The sequence below is a fragment of the Pseudomonas sp. HLMP genome (assembly GCF_046365545.1).
GTDB lineage: Bacteria > Pseudomonadota > Gammaproteobacteria > Pseudomonadales > Pseudomonadaceae > Aquipseudomonas > Aquipseudomonas guariconensis_B.
Genome location: NZ_JBDLLR010000001.1, coordinates 4,259,412 through 4,281,129, shown reverse-complemented (window position 1 = coordinate 4,281,129; position 21,718 = coordinate 4,259,412). Strand labels below are relative to the sequence as shown.

Below are 21,718 nucleotides of genomic sequence, written 5' to 3'. Positions count from 1 at the left end.
TGTCAGGCATCCCACGCTTATGGAACTGCATGCATGAGTAACTACCTGCCGCCGTTGACCTTGACACCACGCATGCTGGGGCTGGTTGCACAGATCAGCGAACATGTGGGGCTGTTGGCGGCGTCTCGTGATGACGCGCTTACGGCACAACTGCGACGAGGCAACCGTATACGCACCATCCAGGCATCGCTGGCCATAGAGAACAACACGCTGAGTGTGGAGCAGGTGACGGCGTTACTGGATGGCAAGCAGGTACTGGGGCTGCCACGTGAGATCCAGGAGGTGCGTAATGCGTTCGCCGCCTATGATGCGATGTCCACGTGGCGGCCAGATCGCCAGGCCGATCTGCTGGCTGCTCATGGCTTGCTGATGAGTAGCCTGATCGAGGATGCCGGGCATTTCCGTCAGGGCGGAGTAGGCATCTATCGCGGAGCGCGCCTGCTGCATATGGCGCCACCGGCCAGTCGTGTGGCGATGCTGATACAAGACCTTCTTCATTGGCTCGGGCAAAGCGACTGGCACCCCTTGATTGCCAGCTGTGTGTTTCATTACGAATTCGAGTTCATTCATCCGTTCGCCGACGGAAATGGACGCGTGGGACGATTATGGCAGACCTTGATCCTTAGTCGTTGGCGTCCGGTGCTGGCATACCTACCGGTGGAAACAGTGATATGTGCGCAACAGGATGCTTACTACGGCGCGCTCGCGGCAGCTGATCAGGCGGCCGAGGCGACCCCGTTCGTGGAGTTCATGTTGCAAGCGTTACGCCAAGCGCTGGTCGAGGCCCATGAAAGCGATCAAGTAAGCGATCAAGTAGCGAGTCTGATCCAGCAGTTACAACCCGGTGTGGCGTTGAAGGCCAACGAGCTCATGCAACGCTTGGGGCTTTCGCATCGTCCGACGTTCAACAAGAACTACCTCAAGCCTGCCCTTGCGGCAGGCTTGATCGAAATGACCGATCCCGCATCGCCCCGTAGCCCCAGGCAGCAGTATCGACGAGTCATCACGTGATTCGGCGCCTATAAAAGGCAAACTCGTGGGGCAAGCCTCAGTGCCAGCCTCTTAAGCTGTGTAGCAATGCAGCCCCACGTCCCGGTCAGTTCGCTTCCCGTACCGCACTGAGAAACGCCCGGGTCCTCTCCTGCTGGGGATTCTCGTACACCTGCGCTGGCGTGCCCTGCTCGTGGATCTGGCCTTTGTAGAAGAAGCACACCCGGTCGGCGAACTCGCGGGCGAAGCCCATCTGGTGGGTGACCATGAGCATGGTCAGGTTGTGCTCGCTGCCGAGCCGGCGGATCACGTTGAGCACCTCGCCGCACAGCTCGGGGTCCAGGGCCGAGGTCACTTCGTCGAACAGCATCACCTTCGGCCGCATGGCCAGGGCCCGGGCGATCGCCACGCGTTGCTGCTGGCCGCCGGAAAGCTGCGACGGGTAGTGATCGAACTTGTTGCCCAGGCCGACCATCTCCAGCAACTCGGCAGCCCGCTCGCGGGCCTCGGCGGGCTTGATGCCGAGTACCTGCACCGGCGCCTCGATAACGTTCTGCAGCGCGCTCATGTGCGGGAACAGGTTGAAGCTCTGGAACACCATGCCGATCTTCGAGCGCACCTTGCGCACATGGCGTTCACTGGCCGTGACCAGGCCGCCGTTGCGCCCGGGCATGTGCGTCAGCGATTCGCCGTCGACTTCGATCGTGCCCTGGTCGATGCCTTCCAGGGTCATCAGCACGCGCAGGAGGGTCGACTTGCCCGAGCCGCTGGGGCCGATGATCGCCACCTTCTCTCCAGGGGCGATATCCAGGTTGAGACCATCGAGCACGGTGAAGCTGCCGTAGCGCTTGGTCACGTCGCGGAAGCTGACGATTGGCTGGGCAATGGCCGGTGCTGGCATGGCGTGGTCCCGCTGCAGGGGGCTGGTGGTGACAGTGGCGAGGTTCGAGACAGGCGCGATCATTAGCGTAACTCCAGGCGCACTTCAAGGCGCCGAACCAGATAGGCCAGAGCGACGCTCAAGGCCAGGAAGAACAGACCGACCAGGGTGATCGGCTCCAGGTAACGGAAGCTCTCGGAACCGACGTTCTTGGCCTGCTGCATGATTTCCACCACGGTGATGGCCGACAACACCGGGGTGTCCTTGAGCATGGCGATCAGGTAGTTGCCCAGCGGCGGCAGGATCGGTCGGATCGCCTGGGGCAGGATGATCGTGCGGTAGGCGGTCCAGGGCGCGAAATTCAGCGCCACCACCGCTTCCCACTGGCTGCGCGGCACGGCATCGAGCCCGCCACGGTAGACCTCGGCGATGTAGCAGGCATAGTGCAGGCCGATGCCGAGGATGCCCGCCTGCATGGCAGTCATGTTCACGCCGTAGTTGGGCAGCACGTAGTACAGGAAGTACACCTGGATCAGCAGCGGCGTGCTGCGGATGAACTCGATCACCAAAGTCACCGGCCAGGCGATCCACACCTGCCGGCTGCGCCGGCCGATGGCCAGGAACAGGCCGAGGACGATGGCGATCAGAAAGCCCACCAGGGTGATGCCCAGGGTCTTGAGCGAAGCCTGCAGCAGGTCGGGCAGGATCTGCGCGACGTAGTTCCAGTCCCAGACGTTCATGACAGGCTCCCCCGCAGGCGACCACGGCCCAGGCGTCGTTCGACGGCGCGCATGGTGAAGTTGATGACCTGCGCCAGGACGAAGTACAGCAGCAGGGTGAGGCTGAAGATCTCCAGGGTCTGGAAGGTCGCCTGGTCCAGCTGGCGGGCGCGGAAGCTCAGGTCCGACAGGGTGATCAGCGACACCAGCGAGGTGTTCTTGAGCAGCTCGATCAACAAGTTGGTGCCCGGCGCGATCGCCGCCAGCAGGGCCTGGGGCAGGATGATCCGGCGAAAGCGCGTGGCCGACGACATGTTGAGGGCTGTGCAGGCTTCGTACTGGCCCTTGGCGACCGAGCTGATAGCGCCGCGCATCACTTCGGCGCCATAGGCACCGATGTGCAGCCCGAGGCCGACGATCGCCACGGTGTAGGAGCTCATTTCGAGATTGAAAGGCGGCAGTGGCAGCACGAAGAACAGCCAGAACAGCTGCACCAGCAGCGAGGTGCCGCGGAACAGCTCGATGTAGGCCACGCAGAACCAGCTCAGGGGCCGCCAGGACGAGCGCCGGCCGAGGGCGGCGAGGATCGCGGCGACGATGGCCAGCAGCGAGCCGAAGAAGGTGACCTGGATGGTGATCCAGGCGCCTTGCAGTAACAACGGTATCAATTCACCCATGGGTTCGACCTGAATAATCGGACTACGCAGGGAACGGCATGGCAAGTGCCATGCCACCTCGATTCATTGCTGGGCACAGAGCTCGGCAGCGGTCTTCTCGGTCACGTTGGAGCGGTCGAAGCCGAAGGGCTCCACGGTCTTGAGGTGCTCCTCGCTGCCTAGCCAGCGCTTGAGCTCGGCGTTGACCGCATCGCGCAGGTCCTTGTCTTCGGGACGGAAGGCCAGGGCGCCGTAACCGGTGTGGGCCGGGTCGTCGGTGAAGTCGCTGATCGCCTCGACCTTTTCGCCGCCTTTGCGGGCCAGGCCCTTCATGGTCAGTTGCGTGCCCACCGCGGCATCGGCGCGGCCGGCACGTACCGCCTGCAATTGCGCGGTGGTATCCGGCACCTGGAGGATCTGCGCGTCCTTGACCCCCGAGTCGCGGGCGTAGGCGAGGTTGACCGTGCCGGCCATGATCGCCAGCTTGACATCGGGGTTGCCGGCGACGTCGGCATAGCTGTGCAGGTTCTTCGGATTGCCCTTGGCCACCAGCAGGGTGTCGGGCAGGGCGTACTGCGGGTCGGTGAAGATCACCTGCTTGCAGCGCGCTGGGGTGATGTACATGCCGGCGGCGATGACATCGAAGCGGCCTGCGCGCAGGCCAGGGATCAGCGAACCCCATTCGGTGAGCACGCCATCGACCTGCTTGATGCCCATCTTCTCGAAGATGACCTTGGCGATCTCGGGCGATTCGCCCGTGACCCGGCCATCGGTCTCGGTGAAGGCGAAGGGCGTCTCGTTGGCGTAGCCGATGCGGATGCGGCTGTTTTCCTTGATGGTGTCCAGGGTGGCGGCCTGGGCGCTGGCGGCAAGGCCAAGGGCGGCACAGGCGACCAGCAGGCGCTTGAACGGGGATGGCACGATGGGGGAAGGCTGGCTCATCAATGAATCTCCTGTTTTGTTATCAAACCGTCGCCGACGGCTCTGTGTTAGGAGGCAGTGGAGCAAAACAGCGGATGCACGGTGGCTTTTCGTTCGATCAACCGACGACGCGAGCGTTCCGGCACCGGTCGACAGGGATCTTGTTCGATGCTGCCGGGGCAGCCTGGCGTCGACCATGGCCGGAGCATACAAAAGCTCCGGCGCCGATGGCATTGCACTAGGACAATTGCCCGAAGATCCCACACGAGCGATGCTGTGTCCTGACCCCGGCCAGCGAAGCGATGCCCCATGGAAAACTGGAAGACAGCCCTCGACGCGGCTCGCATTGGCGAGTCCAAGTACAAGATCCTGGTCCAGGCGATCACCGGCGAGATCGAGCGTGGCGTGCTGCTGCACGATCAGCGCCTGCCGCCGCAGCGGCAGGTCGCCGATGCCTTGGGCATCAGCGTGCAGACCGTGACCAATGCCTACAAGGAACTGGAGCGCCAGGGCCTGGTGCGCTGCGAGATTGGCCGTGGCAGCTTCGTCAGTCGGCGCATGAGCGACCGGGTGGCGGACGACATCATCGACCTGCCCGAGCGCACCCTGGTGGATTTCTCCATCACCCGCATCCTGCACACCCAGGCGCACGAGCGGATCTGGCGCGAGACCTGTGCCGAGCTCAGCCAGGAGGACGAGCAGCCGTGGATCCACGCCTACCGCCCCATCGCCGGTTTCGAAAGCCATCGCGAGGCGGCGGTGCGCTGGTTGGCCGGGCTGGGCATGACGGTCGAGCGCGACGACGTGCTGGTCACCAATGGCGCTGCACATGCGATCTTCCTGGCCTTGGCCTCGCTGGCCGGCCCCGACGACGTGGTGCTGTGCGAAGGCCTGACCGACCATGGCGTCATCGGCAATTCGCAGGTGCTGGGGTTCACCCTCAAGGGCCTGGAGATGGATCGCGATGGCATCGACCCAGAGCATTTCGAGGATATCTGCAGCAACGAGCGGGTCACCGCGCTGGTGTGCACGCCGAACCTCAACAACCCGACCACCAGCCTGATGCCCGATGCCCGCCGCCGGGAGATCGCCGAAATCGCTCGGCGCTTCGGCGTGCACATCATCGAGGACGATGTGTACGGCCCGCTCTTGGGCGGGCGTCATGCCCGGCCGATCAGCCACTACGCCCCGGAGCTGTCGTTCTACTGCACCAGCATGACCAAGTCGGTGCTCACCGGGCTGCGGGTCGGCTACCTGGCGATGCCCAAGCGCCTGGCGCTGCGTACCGAGAGTATCCTGCGGGTCAACAGCTGGATGGCCACGCCGCTGGTGGCGGAGATCGCCACCCGCTGGATCAACGATGGCCGTGCCGTGCAGTTGGTGGAGTTGCAGCGCAAGCTGCTTGCCGGGCGGCAGGCGATGGTCCGTGAGTACCTGGGCGACTACCTGCAGGGCAACCCGGTCCAGGCATTGGCGGCCTGGTTGGACATCCCGCCGCACTGGGAGGTCGACAGCCTGGTGCGGGCCTTGCGCCGCCGGCAGATCGCGGTGACGCCGCCGGAGCCATTCCTGGTACGTGGCACGCCACGGCCGCGGGCGGTACGCCTGTGCGTGGGGGCCGAGTGTTCGGATGCCAAGATGCGCCAGGCGTTGGCCGACATGCGCGAACTGTTCGGGCAGTATCCGCAGATTCATGAGTTGTGAGCAGCAGGGGGCCGTCTAACTGGATGACACGCTTGTGCAATGCGCATTTCATGTGATCGGCTCAACCCCTGGAGCGGGCTTGCCCGCGAATGGGGCAGCACAGGCGATGCAAAATAAAAAATGTCCGGCAAATTGACCTAGTACATTCATCACGACAATTTGCCGCTCTTAGACTCCGCCCAACACCAGGCCACTTGTTGGGACGCGGTCATGTCAGAGCTCTCGCTTCACGATATCCACCTTGCCCGCCAGCGTATCCAGGGGCTCGTGCGCCGCACGCCGTTGGAACACTCCCCGAGCCTGAGCCGCATCGCCGGCGCACCGGTCTACCTGAAGCTCGAATCCCAGCAACTCACCGGCAGTTTCAAGCTGCGCGGCGCCAGCAATGCAGTCGCGGCCCTTGCCCCGGACCTGCGGGCGCGTGGCGTGGTCACCGCCTCCACCGGCAACCATGGCCGGGCACTGGCCTACGCCGCGTCGCAGTTGGGTGTGCGCGCCACCGTCTATCTCTCGCACCTGGTACCAGCCAACAAGGTCCAGGCGATCCGCGACTTGGGCGCCGAGGTGTGCATCGTCGGCCACTCCCAGGACGATGCCCAGCACGCGGCCCTGCAGCATGCCCATGAGCAGGGCGCGGCGCTGGTGCCGCCTTTCGACGATCCGGCGGTGATCGCCGGCCAGGGCACCTTGGGCCTGGAGATCGTCGAGCAACTGCCCGACGTTGGCCAGGTACTCGTGCCGCTGTCCGGCGGCGGCTTGTTCGCCGGCGTGGCGCTGGCCCTGAAAAGCATCAACCCGGCCATCACCACCCATGGCATCAGCATGACCCGTGGCGCGGCAATGCACGCCAGCCTGCAGGCTGGCCGCCCGGTCGAGGTCGAGGAGTTGCCGACCCTGGCCGACTCCCTCGGCGGCGGTATCGGCCTGGACAACCGCCACACCTTCACCCTGACCCGGCGCCTGCTCGACCAGGTGCACCTGCTGGCGGAAACCTCGATCGCCAATGCCATGCGCCATGCCTACCACCAGGAGCGCCAGGTGGTCGAGGGCGCCGGTGCGGTGGGCATCGCCGCGTTGCTCGACGGCCTGGTGCCGGCCCGTGGACCGATCGTAGTGGTGGTCAGCGGCCGCAACGTCGATACCGCACAGCACTTGCGGGTGATGAACGGCGGCGACGCCTGAGGTCTTTTCTTTTCGTTCACTGGAGGTTTTCCGATGTCCGCCATCACCTTGCTCAGCGAAGCCGACCTGCGTGACTGCATCTGCCTCGACCGCGCCGCGGTCGATACCATCGAGCAGGCCTTCGCCCTGCTGGCCACGGCGCAGGTGGCGATGCCGCCGATCCTGCGCCTGGACGTGGCCGAGCACAACGGCGAGGTGGACGTGAAGACCGCCTACCTGCCGGGCATCGCGCGCTTCGCGATCAAGGTCAGCCCCGGCTTCTTCGACAACCCCAAGCTCGGCCTGCCCAGCCTCAACGGCATGATGATGCTGTTGTCGGCACGCACCGGCTTGCTGGATGCCCTGTTGCTCGACAACGGCTACCTCACCGCCGTGCGCACCGCCGCGGCCGGCGCGGTGGCGGCACGTTGGCTGGCCCGTGACGACAGCCGTTGCGTGGCGCTGATCGGCAGTGGCGAGCAAGCTCGCCTGCAGTTGCAGGCGCTGCGCCTGGTGCGGCCGATCGAGCGGGTGCATCTGTGGGCGCGCGACTCGGCCAAGGCCGCGGCATTGGGCGATGAACTCGGCCGCGATGGCGGCTTGCAGGTGCTGGTGTGCGACAGCATCGACCAGGCCATGCAGGGTGCGGACATCGCCATCACCTGCACACCCAGCCGCGAACCGCTGCTCCAGCCTCATCACCTGCACCCCGGCCTGCACATCACCGCCATGGGCTCGGATGCCGAGCACAAGAACGAGATCGCCCCGCAGGTGGTGGCCGAGGTCGACCGCTACGTCGCCGACCGCCTCGGCCAGACCCGTGTGCTGGGCGAGCTGCACCATGCCTTGCGCGCCGGCCTGGTCCACGACGACGGCGCCTTCTGCGAACTCGGCCAGGTCATCGCCGGGCAGCAGCCGGGCCGTACCAGTGCCGGTCAGATCACCCTGTGCGACCTGACCGGCACCGGCGCCCAGGACACCGCCATCGCCAACCTGGCCTTCGAGCGTGCGCTGGCCGCTGGCAAGGGCCTGGCCTTCGCCAGCTGAAGAATCTTCCAACCCCACTCAACAGAGGGCATTGCAATGTCTCAGTCAGTGGTCAACCTGCCGTTCAGCCGGCAGGAGTACGCCCAGCGCCTGGCCCGGACCCGCGCCGCCATGCAGGCGCAGGGCCTGGAGCTGTTGCTGGTCACCGATCCGTCGAACATGGCCTGGCTGACCGGCTACGACGGCTGGTCGTTCTACGTGCACCAGTGCGTGTTGCTGGCGCTCGATGGCGAGCCGATCTGGTTCGGCCGTGGCCAGGATGCCAATGGCGCCAAGCGCACGGTGTTCATGGCCCACGACAACATCGTCGGCTACCCGGACATCTACGTGCAGTCACGTGAGCGCCATCCGATGGACTACCTGTGCCAGGAGGTGATCCTGGCCAAGGGCTGGGGCGCCTTGAACATCGGCGTGGAGATGGACAACTACTACTTCAGCGCCGCGGCCTACCAGGCCCTGTGCCGGCACCTGCCGCAGGCGGCCTTCAGCGATGCCGCCGGGTTGGTCAACTGGCAGCGGGCGGTGAAGTCGCCCCAGGAAATCGAATATATGCGCATCGCCGCGCGCATCGTCGAGAAGATGCATGGGCGCATCCTCGAGCGCATCGAGCCGGGCATGCGCAAGAACGAGCTGGTGGCCGAGATCTACAGCAGCGGTATCCTCGGCGTCGACGGCCACGGCGGTGACTACCCGGCGATCGTGCCGTTGCTGCCGACCGGCGCCGACGCCAGCGCCCCGCACCTGACCTGGGACGATTCGCCGTTCGTCACCGGCGCGGGGACCTTCTTCGAGATCGCCGGCTGCTACAAGCGCTACCACTGCCCGCTGTCGCGCACGGTCTACCTGGGCAAGCCGCCGCCGCACTTCCTCGAAGGCGAGAAGGCCGTGGTCGAGGGCATCGCCGCGGGGCTCGAGGCTGCAAGGCCTGGCAACACCACGGGAGACATCGCCCGGGCGTTCTTCGGTGTGCTGGAGAAGTTCGGCATCCACAAGGACAGCCGCTGCGGCTACCCGATCGGTATCAGTTATCCGCCGGACTGGGGCGAGCGCACCATGAGCCTGCGCCCGAGCGACAGCAGCGTGTTGCAACCGGGCATGACCTTCCACTTCATGCCGGGTCTGTGGATGGACGACTGGGGGCTGGAAATCACCGAAAGCATCCTGATCACCGAGACCGGGGTCGAGACCCTGTGCAACGTGCCGCGCCAGCTGTTCGTGAAGGATTGAGCCATGAATGCATTTGCAGACAGCGCCCCACAAGCGACGAACCCGATCAGCAGCACCGTGGACTTCGAGCGCGACGGTGTGCAGCACGGCTTTCTCAAGCTGCCGTATTCGCGCGACGACTCGGCCTGGGGCGCAGTGATGATTCCGATCACCGTGGTGAAGCACGGCAGCGGGCCGACTGCCCTGTTGACCGGCGGCAACCATGGCGATGAGTACGAGGGGCCGGTGGCCCTGAGCAAGCTGGCGCAGCGGCTGCAGGCCGAGCAGGTCAGCGGGCGGGTGATCATCGTGCCCTTCATGAACACCCCGGCGTTCCAGGCCGGCCGGCGTACCTCGCCGATCGACAAGGGCAATCTCAACCGTAGCTTCCCGGGCAAGCCTGACGGCACCGTGACGGAAAAGATCGCCGACTATTTCCGCCGCACCCTGCTGCCGCTGGCCGATATCGTCCTGGATATCCATTCCGGCGGCAGGACCCTGGACTTCCTGCCGTTCGCGGCCTGCCACGTGCTGCCCGACAAGGACCAACAGGCGCGTTGCGAAGCGGGCATGCGGGCGTTCTCGGCGCCGTACAGCATGCGCATGCTCGAGCAGGACGCCCAGGCCATGTACGACACTGCGGCCGAGGCCCAGGGCAAGGTGTTCGTCACCACCGAGCTGGGCGGCGGCGGCACCTCCACGGCCAAGAGCGTGGCCTTGGCCGAGCGCGGCGTGCACAACCTGCTGGTGCATGCCGGCATCCTCGAAGGCGAGGTCCAGGCCAGCGCGTCGATCATGCTCGACATGCCCGACGGCGACTGCTTCATCGCCAGCGAACACGACGGCCTGCTGGAGATGTGCCGCGACCTTGGCGACACGGTCAGCCAGGGCGAGGTCATCGCCCGCGTCCATGACATCAAGCGCACCGGCAGCGCCCCGATCGAATACCGCGCTCGACGCGGCGGCCTGCTGGCCGCCCGGCATTTCCCCGGCCTGGTGCAATGCGGCGACACCCTGGCGGTGATCGCCGACGTGCTGTAGCGCACCAGGCTTCGGCCGCGCCATTACAAGAGGTATGGAGAACAGCTCATGTCACACCAATACCCGTTCAGAAACCTGTGCCACGTCGACGGCCAATGGCTGCACAGCAACAGTGGCAACAGCATCGCCGTGCTCGACCCGGCCAACCGCCAGGTCATCGACCATGTACCGTTGCTCGAGCATGAACAGATCGTCGCCGCGGTGGATGCCGCGCAGCGTGCCTTCGTGCCTTGGCGCCAGCAAAGCCTGGAGGCGCGGGCAGCTTTGCTGCGGCGCTGGGGCGAACTGCTCCTGGAGCACCAGGAAGCGCTGGCGCGCATCCTCAGTCGGGAGCAGGGCAAGCCACTGGCCGAAGCGCGCGGCGAAATCGCCTATGCGGCCAGCTTCATCCCCTGGTTCGCCGAGCAGGCGCGGCGCCTGTATGGCCAGACCATTCCCAGTCACATCCCTGGGGCCCAACTGGGGACCGTGAAGGAGCCGGTGGGTGTCTGCGCGTTGCTCACGCCGTGGAACTTCCCCAGCGCCATGATCACCCGCAAGGCCGCTGCCGCACTGGCCGCCGGCTGCACCGTGGTGGTCAAGCCAGCCCACGAGACACCGTTCTCGGCACTGGCCCTGGCGCAGTTGGCCGAAGAGGCGGGCTTGCCTGCCGGTGTGTTCAACGTGGTCATCGGCGAACCGCAGATGGCCATGGAGACCCTGGTGCGCGACCCGCGCGTGCGTTCGGTCAGCTTCACCGGCTCCACCCGGGTCGGCAAGCTGGTGCTGCAGGCCGCTGCCCACGACGTCAAGAAGGTCGCCCTGGAGCTGGGAGGCAACGCGCCGTTCATCGTCTGCGCCGATGCCGACCTGGAGCTGGCGGTGAAGGTCGCGGTCGCGGCCAAGTTCCAGACCTCGGGGCAGGACTGCTGCGCGGCCAACCGGATCATGGTCCAGCGCCCGTTGTACGAGGCCTTCCTGGCGCGCTTCGCCGAAGCGGTACGGGCCTTGAAGGTCGGGCCGGCGATGCTCGATGGCGAGGAAACCCACGTCGACATCGGGCCGCTGATGCACCAGGCCGCCTTCGATGCCACGGCCGAGCGGGTCGAGGACGCCATCGCCCACGGCGCCCGACGCCTGGTCGGCGGCGAAGCCCATGCCCTGGGGGGCTGGTTCTACCAACCTACCGTGTTGGCGGATGTCACGCCGCAGATGCGCATTTACCAGGAAGAGAATTTCGCGCCCATCGCCGGGGTGATGCCGTTCGACACCCTGGAGCAGGCCATCGAAATGGCCAATGACACCGAGTACGGCCTGGCCGCCTACATCTGTTCCAACCGTCTGGATGTGGTCCACCCGCTGATCCGCCGGCTGGACCATGCCATGGTCGCGGTCAACGGCGTGAAGTTCACCGGCCATCCGATCCCGTTCGGCGGCATGAAGGCCTCGGGCCTGGGGCGTGAAGGCGGCAGCGAGGGCTTCGAGCCCTTCGTCGAGACCAAATACTTTTGCTTGCACCATCAAGGTCAGTTCTAAGGAGCGTTTGCCATGAGCCAAGAATTCAGCCAACTGTTCGAGCAGGACCGTGCCCACTTCATGCACCCCTCGACCCACGCCCACGACCATGCCAGTGGCGCGCTCAAGGGGCGGATCATCACCGGCGCCGAGGGCATCCGCCTGCGCGACCACGAAGGCCGCGAGCTGATCGATGCCTTCGCTGGCCTGTACTGCGTGAACATCGGCTACGGTCGCAGCGAAGTCGCCGACGCTATCCACAAGCAGGCCAAGGAGCTGGCCTACTACCACACCTACGTGGGGCACTCGACCGAGGCGATCATCGAGCTGTCCAGCCGCATCATCGACTGGGCGCCGGCGGGGATGAAGAAGGTCTACTACGGCCTGTCTGGCTCCGACGCCAACGAGACCCAGGTCAAGCTGGTGCGCTACTACAACAACATCCTCGGACGGCCGCAAAAGAAGAAGATCATCTCCCGCGACCGTGGCTACCATGGCTCGGGCATCATGACCGGCAGCCTCACCGGCTTGCCCAGCTTTCACCAGCACTTCGACCTGCCGGTGGAAGGGGTCAAGCACACGGTGTGCCCGCACTGGTACCGCAAGGCGCCGGCCGGCATGGACGAGCAGGCTTTCGTGCGCTATTGCGCCGATGAGCTGGAGAAGCTGATCCTCGCCGAAGGCCCGGACACCGTCGCCGCCTTCATCGGCGAGCCGCTGATGGGCACCGGCGGCATCATCGTCCCGCCCAAGGGCTACTGGGCGGCGATCCAGGCAGTGCTGGACAAGTACGATGTGCTGCTGATCGCCGACGAGGTGGTGTGCGCCTTCGGCCGCCTGGGCTCGAAGATGGGCAGCCAGCGCTACGGCATCCGCCCCGACCTGATCACCACCGCCAAGGGCCTGACCAGTGCCTACGCGCCGCTGTCGGCGGTGATCGTCGGCGAGAAGGTGTGGAACGTGATCGAGGAGGGTTCGCGCAAGGACGGGGCCATGGGCCATGGCTGGACCTATTCCGGCCACCCGATCTGCGCGGCCGCTGCCCTGGCCAACCTGGACATCCTCGAGCGTGAGGACCTGACCGGCAATGCCGAGGTGGTGGGGGCGTACCTGAACCAGCGCATGCGCGAGACCTTCGAAGGGCACCCGCTGGTCGGCGAAGTGCGTGGGGACGGCATGCTGTGTGCCGTGGAGTTCATGGCCGACCGGGAGGCGCGCACGGCGTTCGACCCGGCGCTGAAGGTCGGGCCGCAGGTGTCGGCGGCGTGCCTGGAGCGCGGCATGATCGCCCGGGCCATGCCCCACGGCGATATCCTCGGCTTCGCGCCGCCGCTGGTGTTGGGCAAGGACGATGCCGAGCGGATCGTCGCGATCACCAAGGCGGCGGTCGATGAGGTGGCCGGGAAGGTGCTTGGCTGACGGTACCTGAGGCCGCTGTTCTGGGGCCGCTTTGCGGCCCATCGCGGGCAAGCCCGCGATGGGCTGCAAAGCAGCCCCACGATTACCAGGCACTGCTTAACTGTCCTGTATTTGGACGACTCCGCTCCTATCCTGCTCAATCCTCTATCAAGCGTTCACAAAATGGAACGCTGAAGCCCGAATATTGGATCTACCGAGTCCCTGCCCAGGGCACTACCGTTACTTCCGTCGTGTTCAGGAGGTCGGTGGTGAAGAAGATCCATCAGCCAATCACCTCGCCAACCGACCGCACCGAGCTGCGAGCTGCTCCGGCCGACTGACGGTCATCCCGTCTGGCTGGCGTTGCCTACTCTGATAATCCCCACGCTGGATTCGTGGGTCCGCGGTCCTACCGCATTGGCCAGGATGGCCGGTTCTCGAAACGAGGAGAGAACGATGAGCACTTTCAACCAAGCCGCCAACTTCAATGGCCAAGTTCCCCGGATCGATCCCAGCCAGGCGGCGATGTTGCTGATCGATCAGCAGAGCGGCCTGTTCCAGACGGTCGTCGATCACCACCGCCTCCGTTCCGCAGCGTCCCAACGGCCCGCTGATCCCCGAGTTCCACGAAGCCGCGCCACACGCCCAGTACGTCGCGTGTTCTCGCATTAGCAACTGTTGATCGAAAGCTACATGAAAGCGCAGGCGGTGGTGACCAACAATGAGCTGTTGGACTCCGCACTTACCTGCCCCCCCCCCCGAAAACCAAGCAAGGAGAACCCCCATGGGCTTCCAATACAAACGTCTGGACAAGAATGATGCTGCCGTTCTGCTGGTCGATCACCAGACCGGTCTGCTCTCTCTGGTACGGGACATCGAACCCGATCGGTTCAAGAACAATGTGCTGGCCCTGTCGGACCTGGCCAAGTACTTCAAGCTGCCGACCATCCTCACCACCAGCTTCGAGAGCGGCCCCAACGGCCCGCTGGTGCCCGAGCTCAAGGAGCAGTTCCCCGATGCGCCCTACATCGCCCGTCCTGGCAACATCAATGCCTGGGACAACGAGGACTTCGTCAAGGCGGTGAAGGCGACCGGCAAGAAGCAACTGATCATCGCTGGCGTGGTGACCGAGGTGTGCGTGGCCTTCCCGGCGTTGTCGGCCCTGGAGGAGGGCTTCGAGGTATTCGTCGTCACCGACGCCTCCGGCACCTTCAATGAGCTGACCCGTGACTCGGCCTGGCGCCGCATGGAAGCTGCCGGGGCACAGCTGATGACCTGGTTCGGCGTGGCCTGCGAGTTGCACCGCGACTGGCGCAACGACATCGAAGGGTTGGGCACGCTGTTCTCCAACCACATCCCGGACTACCGCAACCTGATGACCAGCTTCAATACCTTGAACGGGGCGAAGTGATCGCGGGCGAAGCGGTTTGCCAGAAAAGAAAAACCCCTTGGGACCGTTGTCCTCAAGGGGTTTTCAGTTCGTTAAGACTGCCGCTTAGACGTTGAAACGGAAGTGCATCACGTCGCCATCCTTGACGATGTAGTCCTTGCCTTCCAAGCGCCACTTGCCGGCTTCCTTGGCACCGCCTTCGCCCTTGTACTGGATGAAGTCGTCGTAGGCCACCACTTCGGCGCGGATGAAGCCTTTCTCGAAGTCGGTGTGGATCACGGCGGCGGCTTGCGGTGCGGTGGCGCCGACGCGGACGGTCCAGGCGCGGACTTCCTTCACCCCGGCGGTGAAGTAGGTCTGCAGGTTGAGCAGGGCGTAGCCGGCGCGGATCACGCGGTTCAGGCCGGGCTCTTCCAGGCCCAGGGCTTCGAGGAACATGTCCTTCTCCTCGCCGTCGTCCAGCTCGGCGATCTCGGCTTCGATCTTGTTGCACACCGGCACCACGACCGCGCCTTCTTCCTCGGCGATGGCCTTGACCACGTCCAGGTGCGGGTTGTTCTCGAAGCCATCCTCGGCGACGTTGGCGATGTACATCACCGGCTTGCTGGTCAGCAGGTGGAAGCCGCGGATCACGGCCTTTTCCTCGTCGCTCATCTGCTTCATCAGGCTGCGCGCCGGCTTGCCTTCGGTGAAGTGGGGGATGAGCTTCTCGAGGATGGCCTTTTGCGCCAGGGCTTCCTTGTCGCCGCCCTTGGCGTTGCGGGCGACCTTCTGCAGTTGCTTCTCGCAGCTGTCGAGGTCGGCGAAGATCAGCTCCAGGTCGATGATCTCGATGTCACGCTTGGGGTCGACACTGTTGGAGACGTGGATCACGTTCTCGTCTTCGAAGCAGCGCACCACGTGGGCGATGGCGTCGGTCTCGCGGATGTTGGCGAGGAACTTGTTGCCCAGGCCTTCGCCCTTCGAGGCGCCAGCGACCAGGCCGGCGATGTCGACGAATTCCATGGTGGTGGGCAACACGCGCTCAGGCTTGACGATCTCGGCCAGGGCGTTCAGGCGCGGGTCGGGCATCGGCACGATGCCGCTGTTCGGCTCGATGGTGCAGAAGGGGAAGTTCTCCGCCGCGATACCAGACTTGGTCAGGGCGTTGAACAGGGTGGACTTGCCGACGTTGGGCAGGCCGACGATGCCGCAATTGAAACCCATGGGAATTCCCCTCTCTAGGAAATCAGGCCTTCTGGCTGTGCAGCTCGCGCATCGCCTTGGCGAAGTCGCCAGCGAGGACGTCCGGCAGCACGCCGAGGGCAAAATCGATGCTGGCGTCGAGCTTCTCCTGCTCGGCGCGCGGTGCGCGGCCCAGGACGAAGTTGGAGACCAGTTTGGCGTCGCCCGGGTGGCCGATACCCAGCCGCAGGCGATGGAAGTCGTTCTGGTTGCCGAGCTGCGCGATGATGTCGCGCAGGCCGTTGTGCCCACCATGGCCACCGCCTTTCTTGAGCTTGGCGACACCCGGGGGCAGGTCGAGTTCGTCGTGGGCCACCAGGATGGCCGCCGGTGGGATCCGGAAGAAATTGGCCAATGCCGCCACGGACTGGCCGCTGCGGTTCATGTAGGTGGTGGGGATCAACAGACGAACGTCGTGGCCCTGATGGCTGAATCTAGCCGTCAGGCCGAAATACTTGCGGTCAGCGGTCAGGGAGACGCGCTGGGCGCTGGCGAGGCGTTCAACGAAAAGAGCCCCTGCGTTATGCCGGGTCTGTTCGTATTCGGGGCCGGGGTTACCCAGGCCGACGATCAACTGGATGGCGGTCACGTCAGGAGCTCTTCCTTGGAGTTGGTGGGTTACGGCGCGGGCGCCGTAACCCGGTCAACACCGGCGCGCGAGTGATTACTCGGCAGCGCCTTCTGCAGCTTCAGGGGCAACGCGCGGTGCGTGGACGTTGGCGATGGCCTTGTCGTCACCGTGGGCCAGGGCCACGAACTCGACGCCTTTCGGAGCCTTGAGGTCCGACAGGTGGATGATGGTACCGACTTCAGCGTTGGCCAGGTCGACTTCGATGAACTCAGGCAGGTCCTTGGCTTCGCAGGAAACTTCGATCTCGTTCTCTACGTGGGAGATCTCGCCGCCTTTCTTGGTCGGGGCTTCTTCGTTGATGAAGTGAACCGGAACCTTGGCGGTCAGCTTCTGGCCAGCGACGACGCGAACGAAGTCGGCGTGCATGATGAAGCCTTTGGCCGGGTGGCGCTGCAGGGCCTTGACGATGACGTTCTGCTTGGCGCCGTCGACGTTCAGTTCGATGACGTGGCTGAAGGCCGCTTCGTTGTCGAACAGCTTGGTGATTTCCTTGGTCAGGATGGTCAGGGACTCGGCGTCCTTGTTACCACCGTAGACAACGGCAGGGATGCTGGCGGCATGACGCAGGCGGCGGCTCGCACCTTTCCCCAGGTCAGTACGCGCTTGGGCGTTCAGGATGAAATCGGTCATTTTCTTTCTCCAAATAAGCCTCCCGGATGACGCTTGCGACCAGCGTCAGGCGGGGTGGGCAAAAAAGCCCCGCCCCAACAACCTGTGTTGGGGCGGGGCGCTTTTCGTCAGCGTGCGTTCCGCTTAGCGGAACATCGCGCTGATCGATTCTTCGTTGCTGATGCGGCGTACCGCCTCAGCGACGACCGGTGCGATATCCAGTTGGCGGATACGGTCACAGGCCTGAGCAGCCGCGGACAGCGGGATGGTGTTGGTCACCACCAGCTCGTCCAGCACGGACTTCTCGATGTTCTCGATCGCACGACCGGACAGTACCGGGTGCGTGCAGTAGGCGTAGACCTTGGCAGCGCCGTGGTCTTTCAGGGCCTTGGCCGCGTTGCACAGGGTGCCGGCGGTGTCGACCATGTCGTCTACCAGGATGCAGGTGCGTCCTTCGACGTCGCCGATGATGTGCATCACTTCGGAGTGATTGGCCTTTTCACGGCGCTTGTCGATGATACCCAGGTCGACGCCCAGGGACTTGGCGACGGCACGTGCGCGCACGACACCACCGATGTCCGGGGAGACGATCATCAGGTTCTCGAAACGCTGGTCTTCGATGTCGTCGACCAGTACGGGCGAGCCGTAGATGTTGTCGACGGGGATATCGAAGAAGCCCTGGATCTGGTCAGCGTGCAGGTCGACGGTGAGCACACGGTCGATACCCACGACAGTGAGCATGTCAGCGACGACTTTGGCGCTGATGGCTACACGTGCCGAACGCGGACGGCGGTCCTGGCGGGCGTATCCGAAGTAGGGAATCACGGCGGTGATTCGGGAAGCTGAGGAGCGGCGGAAGGCGTCGGCCATCACTACCAGTTCCATCAGGTTGTCGTTGGTAGGGGCACAGGTCGGCTGGATGATGAAGACGTCCTTACCGCGGACATTTTCATTGATCTCAGCACTGATTTCGCCGTCGGAGAACTTGCCGACAGAAACATCACCCAGTGGAATATGCAGCTGACGTACGACACGCCGAGCCAGATCGGGGTTGGCATTCCCCGTGAAGACCATCATCTTGGACACGCGCAGTACCTGAAGGCTGAGGGTATACCTGGATGAGTATAAGGAAAATGGCAGGGGCGGCTGGATTCGAACCAACGCATGGCAGGATCAAAACCTGCTGCCTTACCGCTTGGCGACGCCCCTGTATCTGTTGCTGCGAGTGCCTGGCACTCGACTTCTAGATCAGACTCTGCAGCTTGCGATGCAACATCGAAACGTTGCTTCCCTTAGCCACAAACCCTGTTTGGGTCTCTGAAAGAAGGGCCAGAACTTTATCAGCTTCGGCTTTGCTTGGGAAGGCCCCAAACACGCAACTTCCAGTCCCGGTTAGCCGAGCTTTAGTGAATTTACCCAGCGAATTCAACGCATTGCGAACTTCTGGATAACTCTGCTCTACCACCGGTTGGCAGTCATTTCGACTGTTTCCCTCGGGAACGGGGCGCATCTTAAGGGGGAGGGAATCACGTGTCAACTGCGGATGTGAAAAAATTTCCGCTGTGCTGACAGACACTTGCGGCACCAGCACGACGTACCAGGGCTCCTCGGGGTCGACGGGTGTCAGCTGTTCGCCCACGCCTTGGGCGAAGGCGGCATGGCCGCGGACGAACACCGGCACATCGGCGCCGAGGGCCAGGCCCAGGGCGGCCAGGCGGTCTTCGTCCCAGCCCAGTTGCCACAGGTGGTTCAGCGCCAGGAGGGTGGTCGCGGCGTTCGAACTGCCGCCGCCGATGCCGCCGCCCATGGGCAGGACCTTGTCGAGCCAGATGTCGGCGCCGAGGAGGCAGCCGGATTGCTGTTGCAACTGGCGCGCGGCACGCACGACCAGGTTGCTGTCGTGGGGCACACCCTCGACGGCGGTGCGCAGGTGGATCCGGCCGTCCTCGCGGGGGGCGAAGCTCAGCTGGTCGGCATGGTCGAGGAACTGGAACACCGTTTCCAGCTCATGGTAGCCGTCGGCACGGCGGCCGATGATGTGTAGCCACAGGTTGAGCTTGGCGGGGGCGGGCAGGGTGAGCCTGTGCATGGTTCAGTGCCCCAGCTGGCGGGGCTGCCAGTCCTTGACCACCAGGGTGACGTCGAGGTGCTCGCCGTGCAGTTTCAGGCGTTCGGGCAGCCAGTAGCCGTTCTGCTGGGTGTAGCCCAGGTACTGCACCTGCCAGCCATCCTGGTTGAGGCTGGCCAGGCGGCTGTCGCCGTCGAGGGTCAACTGGCTCTTGCTGTCGGGGGCCGGCAGGCCGCGTACCCACCAGACCAGGTGCGAGACCGGTAGCTGCCAGCCCAGTTGCTCTTCCAGCAGGGCCTCGGGGCTGGGGGCCTCGTAGCGGCCTTGGTTGGCCACTTCCAGGACCACGCCGCCGGGGCGTCCGGTGAGGCGGGCGGCGCCACGTCCCAGCGGACCGGCCAGACGGATGTCGTAGTAGTCCTGGCGTTGCAGCCAGAACAGCGTGCCGCTGCCGGAGTCCCGAGGCGCGCGGATGCCGACCTTGCCGTTGATCTGCCAGCTGTCGAGGGCGGTCAGTTGTTGTTTGTGGGCTCGCCACAACTGCGGGTCGCCTTGGCCTTGCAGGGCTTCGCGGGAACCGAAGCCGGCGCAGCCGGCGAGCAGGGCGACCAGGATGAAGGTGGTGCAATGACGCAGGAACATGTCTACAGGGTCTCGGATCCGGTCAGGCGCAGGAGGGTCTTGCGCAGGATGGGGCTGTCGGGCTGGGCTTCGATGGCCTTGGCCCAGACCTGGCGGGCTTCGCGGCGTTTGCCATTGACCCAGAGGACTTCGCCCAGGTGGGCGGCCACTTCATGGTCGGGGAAACGCTCCAAGGCCTGGCGCAGCAGGCGCTCAGCCTCGTCCAGGTTGCCCAGGCGGTAGTTGACCCAGCCCAGGCTGTCGAGCACGGCGGGGTCGTCGGGGGTGAGCTGGTGGGCCTTCTCGATCAGCGACTTGGCCTCGGCATAGCGGGTGGTGCGGTCGGCCAGGGTGTAGCCGAGCGCATTGAGGGCCATGGCGTTTTCCGGCTCGCGTTCGATGATGGTGCGCAGGTCCTTTTCCAGCAGTGCCAGGTCGCCGCGTTTTTCGGCCAGCATGGCGCGGGTATAGAGCAGGTTGATGTCGTCCGGATAGCGCTTGATAGCCTGCTCCAGGACGTGCTCGGCCTGGGCGTCCTTGCCGTTGTTGCCGTAGCTTTCCGCTTCGATCAGGTAGAGCTGGATGGCGTAGTCCGGCTGCGCTTCGCGGGCTTCGGCCAGCAGGCGCGAGGCTTCGCTGGCGCGGCCGTTGGCGATGAGGATGTCGGCCTGGCGCAGTTGTGCCGGCAGGTAGTCTGGGCCCGGGCCGACCAGGGCGTACTCGCGCAGGGCCGATTCGGGGGCGTTGCGTTCCTCGTGGATACGGCCCAGGTTCAGGTGCGCGGCGTCGACGTTGCTGTCGCGCTCGACCAACTCCTGCAGGTAGCCCTCGGCTTCGTCCCAGTCCTTGTTTTCCAGGCACACCAGGGCCAGGGAGTAGCGCAGTTCATCGTCCTCGGGATACTGCTGGACGAGGCTGGCGAACTCGCCCTTGGCATCGGCGATGCGGTCTTGCTCGACCAGGGTGCGGGCGTAGGTCAGGCGCAGGCGTTTGTCGTCGGGGTTGTCGCGGATCGCCCGGCGTAGCAGCGGCAGGGCCTCGGGGCCGCGGTCCAGGGCCTGCAGCAGGCGTGCGCGCAGCAGTACCGGGGCGATTTCGCCGTGTTGCGGTGGGTGGGCTTCGAGCAGGTCGAGGGCTTGCTCGGTCTTGCCGTCCTGGTTCAACAGCAGGGCCTTGCCGAACACCAGCTGGTTGTTGTCGGGGTACTTGGTCAGCAGGCGGTCGAAGCTTTGCAGCAGGCCGTCGCGGGTGTTCTGGTCGGTTTCGGCGGCCGACAGGGCGAGGAAGTCGAAATGGGTGTCGCCTTGGCCCTGGAGCACCTTTTCCATGTAGGTCATGGCGTCGTCGTAGCGTTCGGCGCGGGCCAGCTGGATGGCGGCGGCGCGTTGGGCGTCGAGGTTCTCGGGGGCGTTGCGGGCCCAGATCAGTGCGGTGTCGAGCGCGGGTTCGTCGGCGCCGAGGTATTCGGCGATGCGGAAGGCGCGTTCGGAGACGGCGGGGTCCTGGGTCTTCTCGGCCTGGTCGACGTAGTTGGCCAGGGCGATGTCGAAGCGGTTGCGCTGGCCGGCCAACTCTGCCACCAGCAGGCTGTAGAGCGTGTCCTGCTTGAACGATCCGTACACGGTGGGCTTTTCTGGCTCGTCCTTGCTGGCTTCGGCGACGGACGGCAGGCCCTCGGTCTTCTGCGGGGCCAGGCTCTGGCAGCCCTGGAGCAGGGCGAGGGCAAGCAGCAATGCGTAGGATCTGTTCATAAAGAGGCTTTGGATACAGGCGGTCGGAGCATGATGACACAAGCGCGAGGGCAAACCCACCAGCGATGGTCGTGGTTTATTGCACGGGGCGGTTTGTTCGGACAATCACATGCCCAGCTTGTTCGAGGCTTTCGAAATAAAGGACGCTCCTGCTCCTGCTCCTGCTCCTGCTCCTGCTTTGGCTCTTGCCCTTGCTCTTGCTTTTGG

The 21,718-nt window shown here is 64.7% G+C and carries 20 protein-coding genes, 1 tRNA gene and 1 pseudogene; 10 read left to right on the top strand and 12 right to left on the bottom strand.

What is annotated here, in order from left to right:
- Nucleotides 1-33 precede the first annotated feature (33 nt).
- Nucleotides 34-1,011 (top strand): Fic family protein, encoded by a 978-nt coding sequence (locus ABFA30_RS19765; protein WP_410045819.1) that lies wholly within the window; start codon nt 34-36, stop codon nt 1,009-1,011.
- 85 nt (nt 1,012-1,096) lie between these two features.
- Here ABFA30_RS19765 and ehuA read toward each other — a convergent pair whose 3' ends face one another.
- From ehuA to ehuB, 4 genes are all read right to left on the bottom strand, one after another.
- A complete protein-coding gene (ehuA, locus tag ABFA30_RS19760; protein ID WP_410045818.1) occupies nt 1,097-1,954 on the bottom strand; it encodes an ectoine/hydroxyectoine ABC transporter ATP-binding protein EhuA in 858 nt (285 codons plus the stop codon).
- Nucleotides 1,954-2,610, bottom strand: a complete 657-nt coding sequence (gene ehuD, locus ABFA30_RS19755; protein WP_225788492.1) for an ectoine/hydroxyectoine ABC transporter permease subunit EhuD — start codon at nt 2,608-2,610, stop codon at nt 1,954-1,956. Before ehuD ends, ehuA begins: the two co-directional genes overlap by 1 nt.
- Nucleotides 2,607-3,266, bottom strand: coding sequence for an ectoine/hydroxyectoine ABC transporter permease subunit EhuC (ehuC, locus tag ABFA30_RS19750; protein ID WP_225788493.1), 660 nt, complete (start codon nt 3,264-3,266; stop codon nt 2,607-2,609). Before ehuC ends, ehuD begins: the two co-directional genes overlap by 4 nt.
- A 63-nt stretch (nt 3,267-3,329) precedes the next feature.
- Nucleotides 3,330-4,187: an ectoine/hydroxyectoine ABC transporter substrate-binding protein EhuB gene (ehuB, locus tag ABFA30_RS19745; RefSeq protein WP_253081226.1), complete on the bottom strand. Its 858-nt coding sequence runs from the start codon at nt 4,185-4,187 to the stop codon at nt 3,330-3,332.
- A 288-nt stretch (nt 4,188-4,475) separates the two neighbouring features.
- On the opposite strand from ehuB, the gene ABFA30_RS19740 reads away from it, so the two are divergent.
- From ABFA30_RS19740 to ycaC, 9 genes and pseudogenes are all read left to right on the top strand, one after another.
- The gene (locus ABFA30_RS19740) at nt 4,476-5,870 is read left to right on the top strand and encodes a PLP-dependent aminotransferase family protein (RefSeq protein ID WP_225788495.1); all 1,395 of its coding nucleotides are present in this window, start codon (nt 4,476-4,478) and stop codon (nt 5,868-5,870) included.
- A gap of 210 nt (nt 5,871-6,080) precedes the next feature.
- Nucleotides 6,081-7,052: a hydroxyectoine utilization dehydratase EutB gene (gene eutB / locus ABFA30_RS19735; RefSeq protein ID WP_368816537.1), complete on the top strand. Its 972-nt coding sequence runs from the start codon at nt 6,081-6,083 to the stop codon at nt 7,050-7,052.
- A gap of 33 nt (nt 7,053-7,085) precedes the next feature.
- Entirely contained in the window at nt 7,086-8,078 is a 993-nt protein-coding gene (gene eutC / locus ABFA30_RS19730; RefSeq protein WP_410045817.1) for an ectoine utilization protein EutC, read from the top strand.
- A 36-nt stretch (nt 8,079-8,114) separates the two neighbouring features.
- Nucleotides 8,115-9,305 carry an ectoine hydrolase DoeA gene (doeA, locus tag ABFA30_RS19725; RefSeq protein ID WP_410045816.1) on the top strand — a complete coding sequence of 397 codons (1,191 nt, stop codon included), beginning with the start codon at nt 8,115-8,117 and terminating at the stop codon, nt 9,303-9,305.
- A 3-nt stretch (nt 9,306-9,308) separates the two neighbouring features.
- A complete protein-coding gene (gene doeB / locus ABFA30_RS19720; protein WP_225788499.1) occupies nt 9,309-10,325 on the top strand; it encodes a N(2)-acetyl-L-2,4-diaminobutanoate deacetylase DoeB in 1,017 nt (338 codons plus the stop codon).
- A gap of 48 nt (nt 10,326-10,373) precedes the next feature.
- A complete protein-coding gene (locus tag ABFA30_RS19715) occupies nt 10,374-11,840 on the top strand; it encodes an NAD-dependent succinate-semialdehyde dehydrogenase (protein WP_225788500.1) in 1,467 nt (488 codons plus the stop codon).
- 12 nt (nt 11,841-11,852) lie between these two features.
- Entirely contained in the window at nt 11,853-13,238 is a 1,386-nt protein-coding gene (locus tag ABFA30_RS19710) for an aspartate aminotransferase family protein (protein WP_225788501.1), read from the top strand.
- Between the two features lie 435 nt (nt 13,239-13,673).
- Nucleotides 13,674-13,875, top strand: a pseudogene (locus tag ABFA30_RS19705) (hydrolase); the annotation flags it as partial.
- 126 nt (nt 13,876-14,001) lie between these two features.
- Nucleotides 14,002-14,628: an isochorismate family cysteine hydrolase YcaC gene (gene ycaC, locus ABFA30_RS19700; protein WP_225788502.1), complete on the top strand. Its 627-nt coding sequence runs from the start codon at nt 14,002-14,004 to the stop codon at nt 14,626-14,628.
- Between the two features lie 84 nt (nt 14,629-14,712).
- Here the strand turns inward: ycaC and ychF are convergent, their stop codons facing one another.
- The 8 genes from ychF to ABFA30_RS19660 form a co-directional block, all read right to left on the bottom strand.
- Nucleotides 14,713-15,813, bottom strand: a complete 1,101-nt coding sequence (gene ychF / locus ABFA30_RS19695; protein WP_253103274.1) for a redox-regulated ATPase YchF — start codon at nt 15,811-15,813, stop codon at nt 14,713-14,715.
- A gap of 22 nt (nt 15,814-15,835) precedes the next feature.
- Nucleotides 15,836-16,420, bottom strand: a complete 585-nt coding sequence (gene pth, locus ABFA30_RS19690) for an aminoacyl-tRNA hydrolase (RefSeq protein ID WP_225788504.1) — start codon at nt 16,418-16,420, stop codon at nt 15,836-15,838.
- Between the two features lie 75 nt (nt 16,421-16,495).
- Nucleotides 16,496-17,092, bottom strand: coding sequence for a 50S ribosomal protein L25/general stress protein Ctc (locus ABFA30_RS19685; protein ID WP_225788505.1), 597 nt, complete (start codon nt 17,090-17,092; stop codon nt 16,496-16,498).
- A gap of 123 nt (nt 17,093-17,215) precedes the next feature.
- Nucleotides 17,216-18,157: a ribose-phosphate pyrophosphokinase gene (locus tag ABFA30_RS19680; RefSeq protein WP_043214915.1), complete on the bottom strand. Its 942-nt coding sequence runs from the start codon at nt 18,155-18,157 to the stop codon at nt 17,216-17,218.
- Nucleotides 18,158-18,205: 48 nt separating this feature from the next.
- Nucleotides 18,206-18,280, bottom strand: a tRNA-Gln gene (locus ABFA30_RS19675).
- Between the two features lie 34 nt (nt 18,281-18,314).
- Nucleotides 18,315-19,160 (bottom strand): 4-(cytidine 5'-diphospho)-2-C-methyl-D-erythritol kinase, encoded by an 846-nt coding sequence (gene ispE, locus ABFA30_RS19670; RefSeq protein ID WP_410045815.1) that lies wholly within the window; start codon nt 19,158-19,160, stop codon nt 18,315-18,317.
- 3 nt (nt 19,161-19,163) lie between these two features.
- Complete coding sequence (gene lolB / locus ABFA30_RS19665) at nt 19,164-19,781, bottom strand: lipoprotein insertase outer membrane protein LolB (RefSeq protein WP_410045814.1); 618 nt, start codon at nt 19,779-19,781, stop codon at nt 19,164-19,166.
- A gap of 2 nt (nt 19,782-19,783) precedes the next feature.
- Nucleotides 19,784-21,511 (bottom strand): tetratricopeptide repeat protein, encoded by a 1,728-nt coding sequence (locus ABFA30_RS19660; RefSeq protein ID WP_225788508.1) that lies wholly within the window; start codon nt 21,509-21,511, stop codon nt 19,784-19,786.
- Nucleotides 21,512-21,718 lie beyond the last annotated feature (207 nt).